Origin of the sequence: Erythrobacter mangrovi (assembly GCF_013260645.1) — a bacterium.
Classification (GTDB): Bacteria; Pseudomonadota; Alphaproteobacteria; order Sphingomonadales; family Sphingomonadaceae; genus Qipengyuania; species Qipengyuania mangrovi.
This window is the reverse complement of record NZ_CP053921.1, coordinates 705,989-720,998: the sequence shown is the minus strand read 5'-3', so window position 1 is coordinate 720,998 and position 15,010 is coordinate 705,989. Positions and strand designations below refer to the sequence as shown.

Annotated in this window: 20 protein-coding genes; 9 read left to right on the top strand and 11 right to left on the bottom strand. The window is 63.9% G+C overall.

The window, feature by feature from the left end:
- The 4 genes from HQR01_RS03775 to ispG all read right to left on the bottom strand — a co-directional run bounded on the left by HQR01_RS03775 (position 1) and on the right by ispG (position 3,899).
- Positions 1–708: a murein L,D-transpeptidase catalytic domain-containing protein gene (locus HQR01_RS03775; protein WP_173212700.1), complete on the bottom strand. Its 708-nt coding sequence runs from the start codon at positions 706–708 to the stop codon at positions 1–3.
- A gap of 61 nt (positions 709–769) precedes the next feature.
- Positions 770–1,297: a retropepsin-like aspartic protease family protein gene (locus tag HQR01_RS03770; RefSeq protein WP_173212698.1), complete on the bottom strand. Its 528-nt coding sequence runs from the start codon at positions 1,295–1,297 to the stop codon at positions 770–772.
- Between the two features lie 41 nt (positions 1,298–1,338).
- Entirely contained in the window at positions 1,339–2,742 is a 1,404-nt protein-coding gene (locus HQR01_RS03765; RefSeq protein WP_173212696.1) for an NAD(P)-binding protein, read from the bottom strand.
- Between the two features lie 17 nt (positions 2,743–2,759).
- Complete coding sequence (ispG, locus tag HQR01_RS03760) at positions 2,760–3,899, bottom strand: flavodoxin-dependent (E)-4-hydroxy-3-methylbut-2-enyl-diphosphate synthase (RefSeq protein ID WP_173212694.1); 1,140 nt, start codon at positions 3,897–3,899, stop codon at positions 2,760–2,762.
- A 70-nt stretch (positions 3,900–3,969) separates the two neighbouring features.
- On the opposite strand from ispG, the gene HQR01_RS03755 reads away from it, so the two are divergent.
- The 3 genes from HQR01_RS03755 (at position 3,970) to HQR01_RS03745 (ending at position 5,822) form a co-directional block, all read left to right on the top strand.
- A complete protein-coding gene (locus HQR01_RS03755) occupies positions 3,970–4,971 on the top strand; it encodes a CorA family divalent cation transporter (protein WP_173212692.1) in 1,002 nt (333 codons plus the stop codon).
- Between the two features lie 133 nt (positions 4,972–5,104).
- Positions 5,105–5,509 (top strand): hypothetical protein, encoded by a 405-nt coding sequence (locus HQR01_RS03750; protein ID WP_173212690.1) that lies wholly within the window; start codon positions 5,105–5,107, stop codon positions 5,507–5,509.
- A 10-nt stretch (positions 5,510–5,519) separates the two neighbouring features.
- Positions 5,520–5,822, top strand: a complete 303-nt coding sequence (locus tag HQR01_RS03745; protein WP_173212688.1) for a hypothetical protein — start codon at positions 5,520–5,522, stop codon at positions 5,820–5,822.
- 7 nt (positions 5,823–5,829) lie between these two features.
- Here the strand turns inward: HQR01_RS03745 and HQR01_RS03740 are convergent, their stop codons facing one another.
- Genes HQR01_RS03740 through HQR01_RS03725 form a run of 4 tightly spaced genes read right to left on the bottom strand, consistent with a single transcriptional unit; the run spans position 5,830 to position 7,806 of the window.
- Positions 5,830–6,471, bottom strand: coding sequence for an NrsF family protein (locus HQR01_RS03740; protein ID WP_173212686.1), 642 nt, complete (start codon positions 6,469–6,471; stop codon positions 5,830–5,832).
- Positions 6,472–6,473: 2 nt separating this feature from the next.
- Positions 6,474–7,004, bottom strand: a complete 531-nt coding sequence (locus tag HQR01_RS03735) for a sigma-70 family RNA polymerase sigma factor (protein ID WP_173212684.1) — start codon at positions 7,002–7,004, stop codon at positions 6,474–6,476.
- 24 nt (positions 7,005–7,028) lie between these two features.
- Positions 7,029–7,493 (bottom strand): DoxX family protein, encoded by a 465-nt coding sequence (locus tag HQR01_RS03730; RefSeq protein WP_325064532.1) that lies wholly within the window; start codon positions 7,491–7,493, stop codon positions 7,029–7,031.
- A gap of 25 nt (positions 7,494–7,518) precedes the next feature.
- Positions 7,519–7,806, bottom strand: a complete 288-nt coding sequence (locus HQR01_RS03725; RefSeq protein WP_173212683.1) for a BufA1 family periplasmic bufferin-type metallophore — start codon at positions 7,804–7,806, stop codon at positions 7,519–7,521.
- A gap of 195 nt (positions 7,807–8,001) precedes the next feature.
- Here HQR01_RS03725 and bufA2 point away from each other — a divergent pair, with 195 nt between their 5' ends.
- The 3 genes from bufA2 (at position 8,002) to HQR01_RS03710 (ending at position 10,006) form a co-directional block, all read left to right on the top strand.
- On the top strand, positions 8,002–8,286 hold the full coding sequence (gene bufA2, locus HQR01_RS03720; protein WP_173212682.1) for a BufA2 family periplasmic bufferin-type metallophore: 285 nt from the start codon (positions 8,002–8,004) through the stop codon (positions 8,284–8,286).
- 113 nt (positions 8,287–8,399) lie between these two features.
- Positions 8,400–9,236, top strand: coding sequence for an MNIO family bufferin maturase (bufB, locus tag HQR01_RS03715; RefSeq protein WP_173212681.1), 837 nt, complete (start codon positions 8,400–8,402; stop codon positions 9,234–9,236).
- The gene (locus HQR01_RS03710; RefSeq protein ID WP_173212680.1) at positions 9,233–10,006 is read left to right on the top strand and encodes an HvfC/BufC N-terminal domain-containing protein; all 774 of its coding nucleotides are present in this window, start codon (positions 9,233–9,235) and stop codon (positions 10,004–10,006) included. The genes bufB and HQR01_RS03710 overlap by 4 nt, the downstream gene beginning before the upstream one ends.
- Here HQR01_RS03710 and HQR01_RS03705 read toward each other — a convergent pair.
- The gene (locus HQR01_RS03705) at positions 10,000–10,977 is read right to left on the bottom strand and encodes an SDR family NAD(P)-dependent oxidoreductase (RefSeq protein ID WP_173212679.1); all 978 of its coding nucleotides are present in this window, start codon (positions 10,975–10,977) and stop codon (positions 10,000–10,002) included. The genes HQR01_RS03710 and HQR01_RS03705 overlap by 7 nt on opposite strands.
- An 11-nt stretch (positions 10,978–10,988) precedes the next feature.
- Positions 10,989–11,501, bottom strand: coding sequence for a GNAT family N-acetyltransferase (locus tag HQR01_RS03700; RefSeq protein WP_173212678.1), 513 nt, complete (start codon positions 11,499–11,501; stop codon positions 10,989–10,991).
- Between the two features lie 84 nt (positions 11,502–11,585).
- Here HQR01_RS03700 and HQR01_RS03695 point away from each other — a divergent pair, with 84 nt between their 5' ends.
- A complete protein-coding gene (locus HQR01_RS03695; protein ID WP_173212677.1) occupies positions 11,586–12,686 on the top strand; it encodes an isoaspartyl peptidase/L-asparaginase family protein in 1,101 nt (366 codons plus the stop codon).
- Positions 12,687–12,832: 146 nt separating this feature from the next.
- Entirely contained in the window at positions 12,833–13,282 is a 450-nt protein-coding gene (locus tag HQR01_RS03690) for a hypothetical protein (protein WP_173212675.1), read from the top strand.
- A 33-nt stretch (positions 13,283–13,315) separates the two neighbouring features.
- Here the strand turns inward: HQR01_RS03690 and HQR01_RS03685 are convergent, their stop codons facing one another.
- A complete protein-coding gene (locus tag HQR01_RS03685; RefSeq protein ID WP_173212673.1) occupies positions 13,316–14,209 on the bottom strand; it encodes a prephenate dehydratase in 894 nt (297 codons plus the stop codon).
- Positions 14,210–14,344: 135 nt separating this feature from the next.
- Between HQR01_RS03685 and HQR01_RS03680 the strand changes: the two genes are divergently transcribed.
- Positions 14,345–14,974, top strand: a complete 630-nt coding sequence (locus HQR01_RS03680; protein ID WP_173212671.1) for a c-type cytochrome — start codon at positions 14,345–14,347, stop codon at positions 14,972–14,974.
- The last annotated feature ends 36 nt before the right edge of the window (positions 14,975–15,010 follow it).

The window sequence follows — 15,010 nt, the reverse complement described above, 5'->3', positions numbered from 1 at the left end:
TTAGTAGGCGCTGGCGCTGGGGCGTTCGTAGATAGCTCCGAGCTCGTTGCGCAGCAGGTCGACCTGCGCGATCGGTGGCAGCCGCCTGCTGCCGTCCTCGGCCAGGCCCATGCTGTCGGCAAAGAGCAGCCGCCCGCCGCCAAGGTCGAGCAGCGCGCGATCGAACTGCTCGGGACCCATGGCAAAGCAACCGTTGGAGCGACCAAGCCGCCCGAAACGTGCGACATGTTCGGGCGTGGCGTAGCTCGCCTGGTGCATCACGATCGCACGCGGCAGGGCCTTGTCGTTGGTCTGGTCCAGACCGTCGAGCCGGATCGAGGTGCCATATTTCCCGACATACCAGCTGCGCGTCATGAAGGCACCGCGGCAGGTCGCTTCCGAACCTTCGATATTCGAATACCGCTTGAGCCAGCCGTCATGCTCGAGGTCGGAACCCGATCCATGGCTGACGTGAAAGCTCTGGACCCGCTCATTGACGAGATCGACGAAGTGAAAGCGGCGCTCCGCACTGTGGAGCCCGAAATCAGCGATTCCGACGATATCCTTGCGCCAGATCGTCGCACCCGCACGATCGAGTTGCTCGTGGGCGATGGCGATCAACTTTCGATCGCGCTCGGCGGTCGGATTGACCTGTGCGAAGACGCGCGCAGGCACGCTCGTCATGGCGCCGAGCAGCAGGCCGTTCTTGAGTATGTCACGGCGATTCATCGGCACATCATAGCACAGTTGAAGCTTACCGCAGGCTGAAAATGGCGCCGCCGGTGATCGACTAGCCACCCAGAACCAACCGGTCGCCTTCGATGCGAACCGGTTCGATGGTCGAAAGGAAGCTCTGCCCAAGTAGCGAGATGTCGAGACCCCGTGGGATGATGGCGGCATCGACATTGTCCGCCTCGTGTCCTCCGAGCACGACGTGATCGAGCCGAACGGGCACGCCATAAACCGGGCCGCTGGCACCTTGCGCCACGATCCGCACGTCGCTTTCCGACCAGCTGAGCCCCGCTGCCGTGGCGTCTTCGCCGGTCAGCGCAATCATGCTGGCGCCGGTATCGACCAGGAAATTGACCGAGGAACCGTTGACCGAGGCTTCGGCGTAGAAGTGACCGTTCGACGCGCGTGGAAGCACCGTTTCGCCTGCGCTCCACGCGGCGAAGGCCCTGTCGCGTTCTTTGGCATCGCGTTCGGCCACCAATTGCACAGGATCGGCCTCCTCTGCGGCTTTGGGGCCATCCACCCCGCGCAGGGCAAAACCGGCAAAGGCACTGACGGCCACCACAAGGAGAACGGCTTCACGCATTGCCCGAGCATGGCAGCAGCGGCTTAAGCTTGGGTAAAGCGCTATTGCGCCAGCGCAGCCAACCGCTGGAGGTTGGGTACCGCCGCCGCACTTGCCGCGCTCATGCGTTGGAGCAGCGCCAGCCGTTCGGGTGCATTTTGCGCTAGCCAGCCGATCGTGCGTGCCGCCGGATCGAGCCGGGATGTCGCGAGGAAATCCGACACCTTGGGATTCTGCGACCACAGGAAGCGGTTCATGCCCGTGCCCAGGATCGTCCCGGCATAGCCTTCGATACGATCAATGAAGGCAATCGGCTTGCAGAGCGCGTTCTTTTCCTCATCGGTGGCGAAATTGGCTTCGATAAAGGCGCTGACCGCCGCGTTGAGCGTCACCAGTGGTACGTGCAGCAGCTGCAGCACGATCTTGCCGTCCTGCCATTGCGGGGCGACTGGCTTGGGGCGCACGGCCGATGCGGTGCAGTCGATGAACAAAGCGTTGGCGGATACCTGCTCCTCGCCCTCGGCGAGTACCATCCGACCTGGTTCGATCGCTTTGACCCGACCCTTGCGGATCACCTTTTCGATGCTCCGCAGCCGCTCGGCCTCGCCCTCGGAGATGGTGGCGTAGTGGAACATGGTTGGTTCGACTGCGGTGTCGATGCGCAGCATCACCCCGGCGTCCTCCAAGGCATGGAACAGTGCGGAGACGGTTTCGGCCGTGGCGGCATTCTCCATGATGGCGATCTGGCCGCCGATGGTCTTCTCGAAGAACTGTTCGCCCGGTTGGACAGTGGAACGGTTGATCAGCCAGCTTTCGCGCGGCTTGACCCAGGTGATTGCCTGGGCGGGAATGCCCGCCTCCAGCAACCACACGCCCACATCCATGGCGGTTTTGCCCGCACCAAGGATGACGTAGCGATCGGGTAAGCCCCCTGCCTGCTTCCACAGTTCGGGCAACGTACCGGGTACGACTACGCGCACGCCATCGGCCACGGCGAACTTGCGGCTGTGTGTTGCCGGAACGGAGGTCTCGAAATAGGTCGAATCGACCAGCTTGCGCCGTATCGAAACCCTGGTCTCCTCGCCTGAGAAGATGTTGCGGAAACGGTCGCCGATGAACTCGCTGTTGGGATAGTAACGGACCCGCCCGGTCGGCAGCAGGTGGTCGCGCATGGTCGACTGGAAATAGGCCGAAACCTCGGCCCCGCTGGCGAGTTCGAAGAAACCCTTGTTCGGCCCGGCTTCGTCGATGCGATCGTGGCCCAGCGGCAGGCGGTTGATGCCATAGGTCGCGCTCGGCTGGTGCAGTGCGACGAAGGAATAGGCGTCATTCCAGTGCCCGCCTGGCGAGGAATGCTTGTCGACAATGACGATGTCGGCGGAGGTATCCTGCTCGACCAGCGTGTCCGCAAAGGCGAGGCCGGTCGCCCCGGCTCCCACGATCAGGTAATCGGTCTCGATCGTCATTCGTCCCCCGTGGCAGACTACTCCGCCGCTTCGGCATGGGGGTCGAAAGCTACCGCCTTGCCGGCCTCGATTTCCGCTGCTTTGGCTTCGACCAATGACACGATGTGGTCGAGCATGGCGTCGCTCTCGACATGATGATCGGTGACGCCCGAAAGGTAGACCATGTGCTTGCCCGCGCCGCCGCCGGTGATGCCGATGTCGGTTTCGCGCGCCTCGCCCGGGCCGTTGACCACGCAGCCGAGCACCGAAAGGCTCATCGGTGTCTTGATGTGTTCGAGCCGCTTTTCCAGCGCCTCGACCGTGCGGATCACGTCGAAGCCCTGGCGCGAGCACGATGGGCATGAGACGACCCGCACGCCGCGAGTGCGCAGGCCGAGCGCCTTGAGGATTTCGAAGCCGACCTTCACTTCCTGTTCGGGTTCCGCGCTCAGCGAAACACGGATCGTGTCGCCGATACCCGCCCACAGCAGGCTGCCGATGCCGATCGACGACTTGACGGTCCCGCCGATCAGCCCACCGGCTTCGGTGATACCGAGGTGCAGCGGGCAGTCCACCGCATCGGCCAGCCCATGATAGGCGGCGACCGCGAGGAACACGTCGCTGGCCTTCACCGCCACCTTATATTCGTGGAAGTCGTGGTCCTGCAGCAGCTTGATATGATCGAGTGCGCTTTCAATCAGTGCCTCGGGGCAGGGCTCGCCGTATTTTTCCAGCAGGTCCTTCTCGAGGCTCCCGGCGTTGACCCCGATGCGGATCGCGCAGCCGTTGGCCTTAGCCGCACGGACGACTTCGGCCACGCGCTCGGACGAACCGATATTGCCGGGATTGATGCGCAGGCAAGCCGCACCCTTGTCCGCGGCTTCGAGTGCGCGCTTGTAGTGAAAATGAATGTCCGCAACGATCGGTACGTTCGCCGCGCGGGTGATCTGGTCGAAGTGGCGGGTCGCCTCCTCGGTTGGACAGGAAACGCGGATGATGTCCGCACCGGCCTCTTCGCAACGGCGGATCTGGTCGATCGTCGCGCCCACGTCCTCGGTCGGCGTATTGGTCATGGTCTGGACGGTGATCGGGGCGTCGCCGCCCACGGGCACGTTGCCGACCATGATTTGGCGCGATTGGCGGCGCATGATGTCGCGCCAGGGACGGATCGAAGTCATGGACGGCGATATAGGCGGGCCAGCGTGAAGGGGCAATGACACGCGGCGCGGCTTGCGGCATGTAGCAGACATGATGGAACCCAATGACGACATCGACCATGGCTCACCCCTGCTGTTCGGGCGCGTGCTCGACGGTGAAGGCGGCGGCCGGGCGATCGACTGGGAGGAGGCGCAGGTCTGGCAACCGGCGGCACCGGGCGAGGTGATGTGGATCCATCTCGACCGTACGCGATCGGGGTTGCGCGAATGGCTCGAAACGACGCTCGAAATACCCGAACCGACCGCGGAACTGCTGACCAGCGACCAGAATCGCCCGCGTGCCTTTCGTGACGGCAAGACACTCGTCGCGACGCTGCGCGGGATCAATTTTAACCCAGGGGCAGAGCCTGAGGACATGATCTCGATGCAGCTGTGGAGTGACGGGCGGCGGCTCGTAACCCTGCGCCGCCATCCGCTGCAGACCCCGCGTGAGATCGTTGCCCAGATCGACCGCCGCATGGGCCCGCCCGATGCCGGGGCGACCATCACCCTGCTCGCCGAACTGATGATCACCCGGATGAGCCAATCGATCGTCGACATGAACGAGGTCATTGACCAGCTCGAAGAGGACGACCCTGAGCGGCATGCCGAGGCCATGCTTCGCCGAATCTCGATCATCCGTCGCAACTGTCTTGCGCTGAAGCGCCACATGGCTCCCCAGCACGAGGCGCTGGAGCACATCAGCCGCGACGCGCCCGCATGGTTCGAGCACCACGACCGGCGCGAGATCGCGGAAAGTATCGCGCGCCTGCGGCGCTATCTCGATGATATCGACATCAGCAAGGAAAGTGCGCTGGTGTTGCAGGACGAGATTCGCGCGCGGACATTGGCCAGCAGCGAACATGCGACCTACATGCTGACCGTGGTTGCGGGGATCTTCCTGCCATTGTCCTTCCTCACCGGACTGCTGGGGATCAATGTCGGGGGCATGCCGGGGATGGACGACCCGCGGGCCTTCTGGATGGTCGTCGCCCTTTGTTTGCTGGTGCTGTCCTTGCTGATCGTCACATTCCGCCGCCTGCGGTGGTTGTAACGGGATAGCGGCGATGCCTTGGCGCGTCCCGCAACGGGATGGCGCAAACCCCGTCGCGACAGGCCGCGTTCGCTGGTGCAGCAGCTTGGCTATGATTACCACTGCTGTTCGACGGCAACCGCAGGGGGAACGCGTGCCCGGCAGGATCCTGGATTTGTGGACCGAGTTCTGGCGAACGCTTGGCGACCTCCTCGCCAATCATGCGTGGCGGCGGATTGCCTTCTTTCTCTTGCCCTATGCCGGGGTGCTCGCGGGAATGGATGTTGCGGTGCAATACGGTTCGGTAACCGATGCCCTGCTGCCGGCCCAGATGTACCTCTCGAAGGACGAAAGCTTCGGCGAGTATCTGGAATACTCGCTGACCGCCGCCACGGCGATCATGCTGTTCCTGTTATGGTTGCGCGCGCGCGGGGTTCTACCTCGTGAACGCGCTGCTCTTCGTCTACCTTACTGCCGACAACGCGTTGCAGTTTCACGAGCAGTTCGGTCATTGGATCGCCCCATCGATGCCGCAAAGCACGCCCTTGCCAGCCAATGATTGGGGGGAGATGCTGCTCTTTGCGCTGATCGGAGGCGCCTGGCTCGTCTCGCTGCTGGTCGCCCTCGTTCGCGCAGAACTGCGACCTGCTGCGCATGCGCTGATCCTGGCCGCCGGAGTTGCCGGCGCTGCCGTGTTCGGCGTGGTTGCCGATGCCGCCACCAGCTGGGGCGACAAGACCGACTACTGGATCGCCTTCGCGGCTAGGCTGGAAGACGGCGGGGAGTTCGTGATGATCATCGCGACCTTCCTCGCCTGCTGCGCCATCTTCGACATCGAGCGTCGTCGCGGCGCTGCGGGCGAGCAGGACTGATCGCGATTTACCAGCGGATCAGGCCGGGCACGACCATGCGTCCGATAAGTGCCGCCAAGGCGACCGGTACCATGTGCCAAAGCCCCAGGTGGGCCACGGTGTCGAACGAGCACGACAGGCCATAGGCGAAGGTCCCGAGCGCGCCTGCAGCGAAGCCGGTGAGCAGTCCCGCCTGGGTCGTCGAGACGGGAGCACCTTGCCGCAGCCACCAGATCAACGCCCCGCCCGTGACCAGCGAGGTCAGCAGCGGCGCGGTTACGCAATGCAGGGCGAAGGCCGCATCGACTGCGGCCAACGCCTCGCCATGGCCGAGCAGCATCACGACGGTCGCGATCGGCATGATGGCGGTCATCGCCAACGCCCATCCGGTCCCTGCATAGGAATTACCGACCTTGGGCGACGCCATGCGGACTACCGCGCCCGCGCAGGCCGCGCCCAGCATCAGGAAGGCGCCGTTCACGATCAGGAAGAACGGTGACGCCTGGCCCGCGAAGGGAGCCATCCAGATGCCCTCGAACAGGGCGGTTCCGGCGATGGACAGGCCCAGCGCGAGCGCGGCCATGGCGGCCCCGGCGCTGCGGGTCATCGGCTTCACCGGTACGAGATCGTCGGCCAGCTGGTCGATCAGGGGGTTGGGGACCCGGTTCATTCTCATTCAGCCTTTTCTACAAGCGCGGACAGCTTCTTCAGCCCGCGATGAATATTCACTTTGACGAGGCTTTCGCTCTGCCCGGTGCGGGCGGAGGCCTCGGCGATCGAGAGACCCTCGATCTTGACCAGTTCGATAGCCTCGACCTGCTTGTCGGGCAGGTAGACGAACAATCGTTCGAGGCTCATCCGCGCGAGTACGGCCTCTTCGTCGCCGTCGCCCGCTGCGTCATGATCGCTCAGCTCTTCTTCCGCATTGCGGTAAACCTTGCGCAGGTGATCGACCCAGCGGTAGCGCGCGATCGCCGCCAACCATGGGATGAAGGCGCGGGTCGGGTCCCAGCTTGCGCGCTTGGTATGCACTGCCAGCAGGACTTCCTGGACCAGGTCGTCGAGCTGGGCCGGTGCGACCCGGCGACGGAAATACCGTTCCAACCAGAGCTGCACTTCCGCCAACAGCACGCGATAGGCGTTGCGATCACCCTTTTGCGAGGCTTCCATCAGCTGTGCCAGCGCAGTTTCGTCGGCGATCATCTCTCCCTCCCCGTCGAATCCCTATCACCGCATGCGTCGCGCGGCGAGTGCCGCATCGACAGAAATCAAACCCCCGCCGCGCGATATCAGGATCGCGGCCATCGCCACCCAGAGGATATGCGTCTGCCACCAGGCTTCGGGGTATACAAAAAACTGGATGACCATGGTCATCACCAGCAGCGCGAAAGCCGAAAAGCGCGTGGCGAGCCCAACCACGAGCAAGATCGGGAACAGGTTTTCGGCATAAGCAGCAAGTGGCGCTGCCAGGTCCGGCGAGAGCGGGACGCCCGTATATTCATATTCGAACAGCAGCTTGGCGTTGTCGCTGACGGTCAGGATCGTGCCCTCTTCGATCTTGGTCCGTCCGGAACGCCAGAAGATCCCCGCCAACGCCACGCGCGTCACCAGCAGCGCCAACCCTTCCGGCAGGCGTGAGGCCAGGAAAGCGGTCAGCCTGTCATAGAAGGAAAGAATGCTCTGCATGGTCATGCTCGCGTGGCGTGGCGGTGGACTATCAGCGCTCGATCGGGGTCAGCGAACCCTTGCCCTTGGGCGTCGAGATCTTGGCGCAGCTACCCTTGGCGACCAGCTTCCAGGCATCGCCTTGGTAATCGCGCGTCGAAGTGCCGGCGCAGCTGGTGCCCGGGCCCGCGGCGCAATCGTTCTGGCCCGCCTTGGCGACGCCGTAGCACTTTTCCATTTCCGGCTTCTTCTGCGCGGCTGCCGGGCTGGTGGCGACGCTTGCTGCGATACCAGCGGTCAGCGCGAGGCCGGCGAGGCGGGCGATCGTGGTGGTGGTCATGTGGAACTCTTTCAAATGGGGTTTTGGGGCGTCCTTCCCTTGCGGGCAGAACAATTCGGCATTCGGGCGAGGGAGTTGCAGAGTTACAGCGAAGGAAAAATTAGCCCCCTGTAACCGCCGCCTGTGCCGTAACGAAACTGGCCATGTGCACCCTCGCACAAACCTATTCTCAATCGTCACAAGGGACTTGATGTCATGACCACCACTGCCAAGCCTGCTGTCGTCGCTGCTGCAGCGCTCTTCGCCCTCAGCTCGATGAGCGCGTTCGCCGCCGACGCTCCCGCCGGCAGCAATGGCCGCGCCATCGACGCGAACGACACCGTGCATTGCTATGGCGTCAACAGCTGCAAGGGCACCGGTGACTGCGCCACTGCCGAACATCAGTGCAAGGGTCAGAACGAATGCAAGGGCCATGGTTTCAAGGCGCTGAAGGCTGGTGACTGCTTGGCAAAGAGCGGCACCATCGGCGACCTCGGCTAAAAAGAGCCCCGTTCGAGCCTTTAGGGTCGCTCGAACCGGCGGCCCGGCGCGGGGACCGACCCCATCCCTCCCAACCCGCGCCGGGTCGCCACCTTCTTCAAAGGAATACATCGATGAACGCGATCGCCCCGTTTCACGGCTTCGGTCTCGGTCTTCGACAGACGCATTACAGCGACTTCCTCGATGGCGATGTCCCAGTCGATTTCGTCGAGGTCATCTCCGAAAATTACATGGTGGACGGTGGCAAGCCGCTACGCTTGCTTGAAGAAGTCCGCGCCAAGCATCCGGTGATCATCCATGGCGTGTCCATGTCGATCGGTTCGGCGCAGGGCATCAGCGACGATTACCTGCTACGCCTCAAGGGACTGGCCGACCGGATCGATCCGCTCTGGGTTTCCGACCATCTTTGCTGGACACGGACCAGCGCCCACAACAGTCACGACCTGCTGCCGCTGCCGCTGACGCGCGCGGCGCTGGATGTCGTTTGCAGCAATATCGACCGCGCTCAGACCGCTCTGGGCCGCGCAATGCTGTTCGAAAACCCCTCAAGCTATCTGTCCTTCCCCGAAGACGAGATGAGCGAATGGGAATTCCTCAGCGAGATGGCGCTGCGGACCGGGTGCTACCTGCTGCTCGACGTGAACAACGTCTATGTGAGCGCGCACAACCACCAATTCGATGCGAACGAGTATCTGGCCGGAATCCCCGCCGACCGCGTTCGCCAGATCCACCTCGCAGGGCACCAACCGGGAGAGATCATCGTCGACACACACGATCGCGAGGTCTGCGAAGGCGTGTGGGAACTTTATGCGGCGGCCATTGCCCGGCTTGGTCCGGTAGCGACCATGATCGAACGCGATGGGCATATCCCGCCGCTGCCCGAACTGCTCGACGAGCTTGCGATTGCGCGCAGGATCGCCTCGGCCGAAACGGCGCAGGTGGCGGCATGACGGCGCTGCTCGCCCGGCAGGAGGCTTTCCTGACCGCCATCCTCGACGAGGACGCGGCGCTTCCCGAAGGTTGGGGGGCTCGCCATGAGGCAGGCCTTGAAATCTATCGCAACAACTATCGCTCCGCCTTGGTCGAGGCGTTGCGCGCGACCTATGAACGGACCGAACGGCTGGTTGGGGAAGAGCCCTTTCGCCAGGCCGCAGCGCATCATTGCATAACCCATCCGCCAACAAGCTGGACGCTGGACCTTGCGGGTGCCGGCTTTGCCGAAACCTGCGCCGATCTGTTTGCGAACGATCCAGACGTGGGCGAGCTGGCCGCCCTCGAATGGGCGATGGGGCAGGTCTTTACCGCAGCCGACGCCGCACCGCTGGCACTGGATGCCTTTGCGAAGCAATCGTCGGGTTTCACCGAAGAGGACTGGGCTGCCATGCGACTGGGCTTCCTGCCCGGCATGGCGGTGCTCGAAACCGGATATGACCTGGTGCAGCTCTGGTCGGCGCTCGCGCCCGACCAAGAACCGGTCGAAACGGTCGTGCTCGACCAAAGACAGGCAGTGATCGTCTGGCGCGAAGGCGAACGCCCCGTGTTCGTCCAGCGCGCCAAGTGGGAAGGCGATGCGTTGGCGGCTATGCTGGGCGGTGCCAGCTTCGGCGAAGCCTGCGCGATCGTAGTGGCCCAGCTGGGTGAGGACGAAGGGGCCGCGGAAGCCGGCGCCATGCTGGCTCGCTGGCTTTCAGATGGCTTCGTCGCGACCCTGGTTCAATAGGCGAAGGTCTCGCCGACAAGCCGTTCGGACAAGGCCCACAACTTCTCCGCATTCTCCGGATCGATGGCGTAGCTGCGCACCCCGCCGATGGGGTTCTCGTCGTCCTGGTTGGCGACGTGACAATCCTCGCAATAGACCCCGCCGGCACCTTCCAGTTCCTCCGCAGTTGCTGCCCAGCAGCTCGTCGCGGCGCCTTGTGGAACGGTCTTGAACCCCGGCGCGGCGGCACCGACGCCGCTGGTTCCGGCCTGTTCGGCATTCTTGCGGATGCGTTCCATCATCCAGGCCACATCCTCTTCGGTCATATGCCGCCCGAGATTGGTCTGGATGCCGCCCGGGTGGACGGCGTAGGCATGGATGCCCTTGTCGGCCATGCGATGTTCCAGCCCTACGGTGAACTGGATATTGGCGGTCTTTGACTGCCCGTAGCCGGTCCATTTCTCGTATTCGCGCTTCTCGTAGTTCGGGTCGTCGAAGTGCACCTGATCGAAGTGATGCCCCCGGCTCGAAAGGTTGACGATCCGCGGGTGGTCGCCCTTCTCGAGCAGCGGCATGAGCAGATTGGTAAGCAGGAAATGGCCCAGGTGGTTGGTCCCGAACTGCGTCTCGAAGCCGTCCTTGGTCCGGCCCAAGGGCGGCGCCATGACGCCCGCGTTGTTGATCAGGATATCGATCTTGGCGAAGCGCTCATTGGCCTCCTTCGCTGCCGCGCGCACGCTGTCGAGCGAGGCGAGGTCGCAGACCAGCGTGTCGACGTTGGCACCGGCGGCCTCGGCGATTTCGGTGCCGGCTTCAACCAGCTTGCCCGCATCGCGGCCCGATAGGATGATATGCGCACCCTTCGCCGCCATCGCCCGCGCGGTTTCCATGCCAAGACCCGAATAGCCGCCGGTGACCAGCACCGTCTTGCCCGACAGGTCCTTGCCCTTGAGCACTTCGTCGGCCGTGCTCGCGAAACCGAATGTCGCCATGTCTTCCCTCCCTACATGCGTTTTTCGAACAGGTACTCCTCGTCGAGCTGCTCGCCCACCCTGAAATGGATGTCGGCTATCTTGGTGAAGTCGTAGCGTGCGTAGAACCGCTGCGCGCCCGTGTTGCCGCTCCACACCGAAAGCAGGATCGCATCGTGTCCGCCGTCGTGCGCCAGGCCGAGGGCCCAGTCCATCAGCGCCGCGCCAATCCCCTGACCGGTTCGCGCAGGATCGGCATAGAGCTGGACCAGTTCGATCGGGTTGCTGGCCGCCGAGTGCACCGCCAGCTTGCTCGGCACGCGCATCTTGCAATAGCCGGCAAGTCGTCCATCACTCTCCGCCAGCATATGGCTGTATTCGGAGCCCGCGATTTCCGCGGCCACTGTTTCGACCGCGTAGGTTTCCGCCTCGAAGGCGGCGAGATCTGCGGGCCGGTAGAGGTGACCGAAGGCGGCGGCAAAGCTCGCCCGGCCGAATTCGGCAAGCGTGGGAGCATCGGCGGGCTGGGCGGGGCGTAATTGCATCGTGGGCCCACAGCTAGATTATCGATGCGGACAAGGAAAGCACGGCCCATTGAGCGTGGGCGCGGCCATGCTATCGCTGACCGCATGAAGAGAATTCTTGAGTCCGTCGCCGCCATGGTCGCGGCCTGTGCAGCAATAGCGGGAATGCCGGCCATGGCCCAGGAAGACGAGGGCCGCTGGTCGATCGCGATCCATGGCGGCGCCGGGACGCTCGATCGGGCGGACATGACGCCCGAGCGCGACGCTGCCTATCGCGCCTCGCTGCAGGCCGCGCTCGATGCGGGCAAGGCGGTGCTGGCAGGTGGAGGAAGTGCCCTCGATGCGGTCGAGGCCGTGGTCACCCGGCTCGAAGATGATGAGAAATTCAATGCCGGCCGAGGGGCGGTGTTCACCTGGGACGGTACGCACGAGCTCGATGCTGCAATCATGGACGGTCGCGACCGCGCGGCGGGCGCGATCGCCGGGGTCACCGGAGTGCGCCACCCGATCATGCTGGCGCGCAAGGTCATGATCGACAGCCCGCACGTCATGTTGGCTGGTGAGGGGGCGGAAGAGTTCGCTCACGAACAGGGCGTCGAGTTCATGCCGCCCGAATGGTTCGATACCGATGCCCGGCGCGAGGCGCTCGAGCGGATGAAGGCGGAAAAGCTGTCCGCTCTCGACGTGGATATCAAGTTCGGCACAGTCGGCGCGGTCGCGCTCGACACGCATGGCAACCTGGCCGCAGGGACATCGACCGGCGGCATGACCGGCAAGCGTTGGGGCCGCATTGGCGACGCCCCGGTGATCGGCGCCGGTACCTATGCCGACAACGACTCTTGCGCGGTTTCCGGAACGGGTTGGGGCGAGTATTTCATTCGCGTGGGCGTGGCTCACGAAATCTGTACGCGATTGCGATATCGCCTGTTGGCTGAGCGCGACCTCCTCCAAGCGACGGTTCCGACCGATGCAGACGGTGTCCCGGTCGACTATATCCATTCAGCGGAGTTCGTCCTCGACGCCGACAAGGCGCAGGAAGAGATCGACGCCGTAATGGGTGACGTCGCACGGCTTGGCGGTGATGGCGGGGTGATCGTGGTGACTCGCGACGGGTTCCCGCTATTCAGTTTCAACACTACCGGCATGTATCGCGGTCGCGCGACCAGTGAAGGCCTGGACCAGGTTGCCATCTACGGGGACGAATAGCTCTTGATCCCACCTTCGCAGATTTGACTCTCCCCGGCGGGCGGGGCAGCTTGCAAACAGCGTTGGGGGACTTCTTCATGAACGGGCCGCAAAGGCCCTGACGCCTCGAAACGGGTCGTGCCACCTGTGGGAGAGGAGTTACCACTATGAATCGACTGACCAGGATCGCGCTTGCCGCGACCGCGCTCGCGTTCGCCGCACCACTGCCGGCCCACGCCCAGGACGAATATCCGCTGAAGGGTGCCGAATGGGTCGAGATCACCGGCGTCTCGCTCGAAGACGGCGGCGGGCTTGCCTATACCAACTGGCTGGCAGGCGAATGGCGCAAGCGCATGGACTATGCCGTGCAGCAAGGCTGGATCCAGAGCTACGAAATCTGGTCCAATACCTACCCCCGCAAGAACGAATCCGACCTGTGGTTGATCACCCGCTTCGCCGAGTTCGAAAGCGATGCCGAATTCGAGGCGCGCAACAGGCAGATGCGCGAATATATGCAACGCTCGATCGCTCAGATGCAGGCGGAGTCGGGCGACCGGGCGAAGTACCGCACGGTCGACAGCGAAATCCTCGCCAAGCGGCTCGTCTGGCGCAATTGACCTGAAGGCGGCCGGGGTGGCCCTCCGCCCCGGTCAGCCGCGCTTGCGAGCTTGCCGGTAGCTGCCGAGCAGGCGCACTTCGTTGGTCTGGAACGCCAGTTCCTCCAGCGCGACATCCACGCGCGGATCGCCCGGAGCGCCTTCGATATCGGCGAAGAAGGTGGTTGCGGCGAAGCTCGCGCCCTTCTGGTAGCTTTCGAGCTTGGTCATGTTCACGCCGTTCGTCGCGAAGCAGCCCAGCGCCTTGTAGAGCGCTGCGGGAATGTTCTTCACCTCGAAAATGAAGGTGGTCATTGCCTGCGCGTCGGTGATCGTTGCGGGATCGAGCGGGTCCTTGGCTAATGCCACGAACCGGGTGGTGTTATCATGCGCGTCTTCGACCCCCTGTTCGATGATCTTCAGGCCATAAAGGTCCGCGGCGAGCCGCGGGGCGATGGCGGCGATGAAGGGATTGCCGCTCTCGGCGACAAAGGCCGCCGCACCGGCCGTATCGGCATAGGCCAGTCCCACGATGCCGCGTTCGGCAAGGAAGTGGCGCGACTGGCCCAGCGCTTGCGGGTGGCTGTAGGCCGCTTCGAACGGCCCGTCGCCCAGAGCCATCAGGTCATGCGTGATTCGCATGAATTGTTCGGCAACGATGTAGAGCCCGCTTTCGGGCAGCAGGAAGTGGATGTCGGCCACACGCCCATGCTGCGAATTTTCGATTGGGATCATCGCGCAGCCGGCGGCACCGGTGGCCACGGCGTCCAGCGCGTCTTCGAAACTGAAGCAGGGCAGCGGCAACGCCTCGGGAGCGAACTGCATCGCCGCCTGGTGCGAGTTCGAACCGGGTGCACCGCCAAAGGCGATCGCGCGCATCGGATCTTCGGCGGCGGCGGCTCGCATGGAATCCACGAGGGCGAGTGCAGGTTTGGCAAACTGGCGCATGGGAAGGGGGTGCTAAGGGGACCCGGCCCCGGCATCAAGCGCTATCACGCACCACGGACTTGCGCGCACGCGCTTGCTTCACTAGAGCGGCGCGCAAACCTCGGATCACCACCTTTTCTGGCAGGCAATCACGCAATGGACGATCGTTTCAACACCGCTGCAGGCTGGGTCCTCTTCGCAGGCATCGTCGCGCTCGGCAGCTCGATTGTTTCGGGCATGTACTTCAAGGCTGACAAGCACCCGCATATCGAAGAAGCCGGCTATGCGCTCGAAGGCGCGGCCGAAGAAGGCGGCGCGGAAGCCGGCCCCGATCTCGGCACGCTGCTGGCATCGGCCGATGCCGCTGCGGGCGAAAAGGTCTTCGCCAAGTGCTCGGCCTGTCACACGATCAACCAGGGCGGGGCCAACGGAATCGGCCCGAACCTGTTCGGCGTTGCCGGCCAGCCGATCGGCAAGCACGTAGCAGGCTTCGCCTACAGCGCCGCGCTGTCGGGCCATGGCGGCGACTGGAGCTGGGAAAACCTCGATCACTGGCTCGCCAACCCGCGCGGCTTTGCCGATGGCACCAAGATGAGCTTCGCTGGCCTGTCCAAGGCTGAAGATCGTGCCAACCTTTTGGCATACATGAAGGCCAATGGCGGCGGTCCGGATTACCCGGCCCCGACCGCTCCGGCTGTCGAAGAAGAAGCGCCCGCCGCCGAGGAAGGCGAAGCAGTCGAGGCTGCTGCCGAAGCACCGGCAGAGGAAGCTCCGGCAGCAAACTGAGGCCGATTCCAGCACTATTCATGGAAAGGCCCCGCT

Bases quoted from the DNA above. Each gene is read 5' to 3' on its own strand.
- HQR01_RS03775 (WP_173212700.1), bottom strand. From the start codon at position 708: ATGAATCGCCGTGACATACTCAAGAACGGCCTGCTGCTCGGCGCCATG.
- HQR01_RS03770 (WP_173212698.1), bottom strand. From the start codon at position 1,297: ATGCGTGAAGCCGTTCTCCTTGTGGTGGCCGTCAGTGCCTTTGCCGGT.
- HQR01_RS03765 (WP_173212696.1), bottom strand. From the start codon at position 2,742: ATGACGATCGAGACCGATTACCTGATCGTGGGAGCCGGGGCGACCGGC.
- ispG (WP_173212694.1), bottom strand. From the start codon at position 3,899: ATGACTTCGATCCGTCCCTGGCGCGACATCATGCGCCGCCAATCGCGC.
- HQR01_RS03755 (WP_173212692.1), top strand. From the start codon at position 3,970: ATGATGGAACCCAATGACGACATCGACCATGGCTCACCCCTGCTGTTC.
- HQR01_RS03745 (WP_173212688.1), top strand. From the start codon at position 5,520: ATGCTGCTCTTTGCGCTGATCGGAGGCGCCTGGCTCGTCTCGCTGCTG.
- HQR01_RS03740 (WP_173212686.1), bottom strand. From the start codon at position 6,471: ATGAACCGGGTCCCCAACCCCCTGATCGACCAGCTGGCCGACGATCTC.
- HQR01_RS03735 (WP_173212684.1), bottom strand. From the start codon at position 7,004: ATGATCGCCGACGAAACTGCGCTGGCACAGCTGATGGAAGCCTCGCAA.
- HQR01_RS03730 (WP_325064532.1), bottom strand. From the start codon at position 7,493: ATGACCATGCAGAGCATTCTTTCCTTCTATGACAGGCTGACCGCTTTC.
- HQR01_RS03725 (WP_173212683.1), bottom strand. From the start codon at position 7,806: ATGACCACCACCACGATCGCCCGCCTCGCCGGCCTCGCGCTGACCGCT.
- bufA2 (WP_173212682.1), top strand. From the start codon at position 8,002: ATGACCACCACTGCCAAGCCTGCTGTCGTCGCTGCTGCAGCGCTCTTC.
- bufB (WP_173212681.1), top strand. From the start codon at position 8,400: ATGAACGCGATCGCCCCGTTTCACGGCTTCGGTCTCGGTCTTCGACAG.
- HQR01_RS03710 (WP_173212680.1), top strand. From the start codon at position 9,233: ATGACGGCGCTGCTCGCCCGGCAGGAGGCTTTCCTGACCGCCATCCTC.
- HQR01_RS03705 (WP_173212679.1), bottom strand. From the start codon at position 10,977: ATGGCGACATTCGGTTTCGCGAGCACGGCCGACGAAGTGCTCAAGGGC.
- HQR01_RS03700 (WP_173212678.1), bottom strand. From the start codon at position 11,501: ATGCAATTACGCCCCGCCCAGCCCGCCGATGCTCCCACGCTTGCCGAA.
- HQR01_RS03695 (WP_173212677.1), top strand. From the start codon at position 11,586: ATGAAGAGAATTCTTGAGTCCGTCGCCGCCATGGTCGCGGCCTGTGCA.
- HQR01_RS03690 (WP_173212675.1), top strand. From the start codon at position 12,833: ATGAATCGACTGACCAGGATCGCGCTTGCCGCGACCGCGCTCGCGTTC.
- HQR01_RS03685 (WP_173212673.1), bottom strand. From the start codon at position 14,209: ATGCGCCAGTTTGCCAAACCTGCACTCGCCCTCGTGGATTCCATGCGA.
- HQR01_RS03680 (WP_173212671.1), top strand. From the start codon at position 14,345: ATGGACGATCGTTTCAACACCGCTGCAGGCTGGGTCCTCTTCGCAGGC.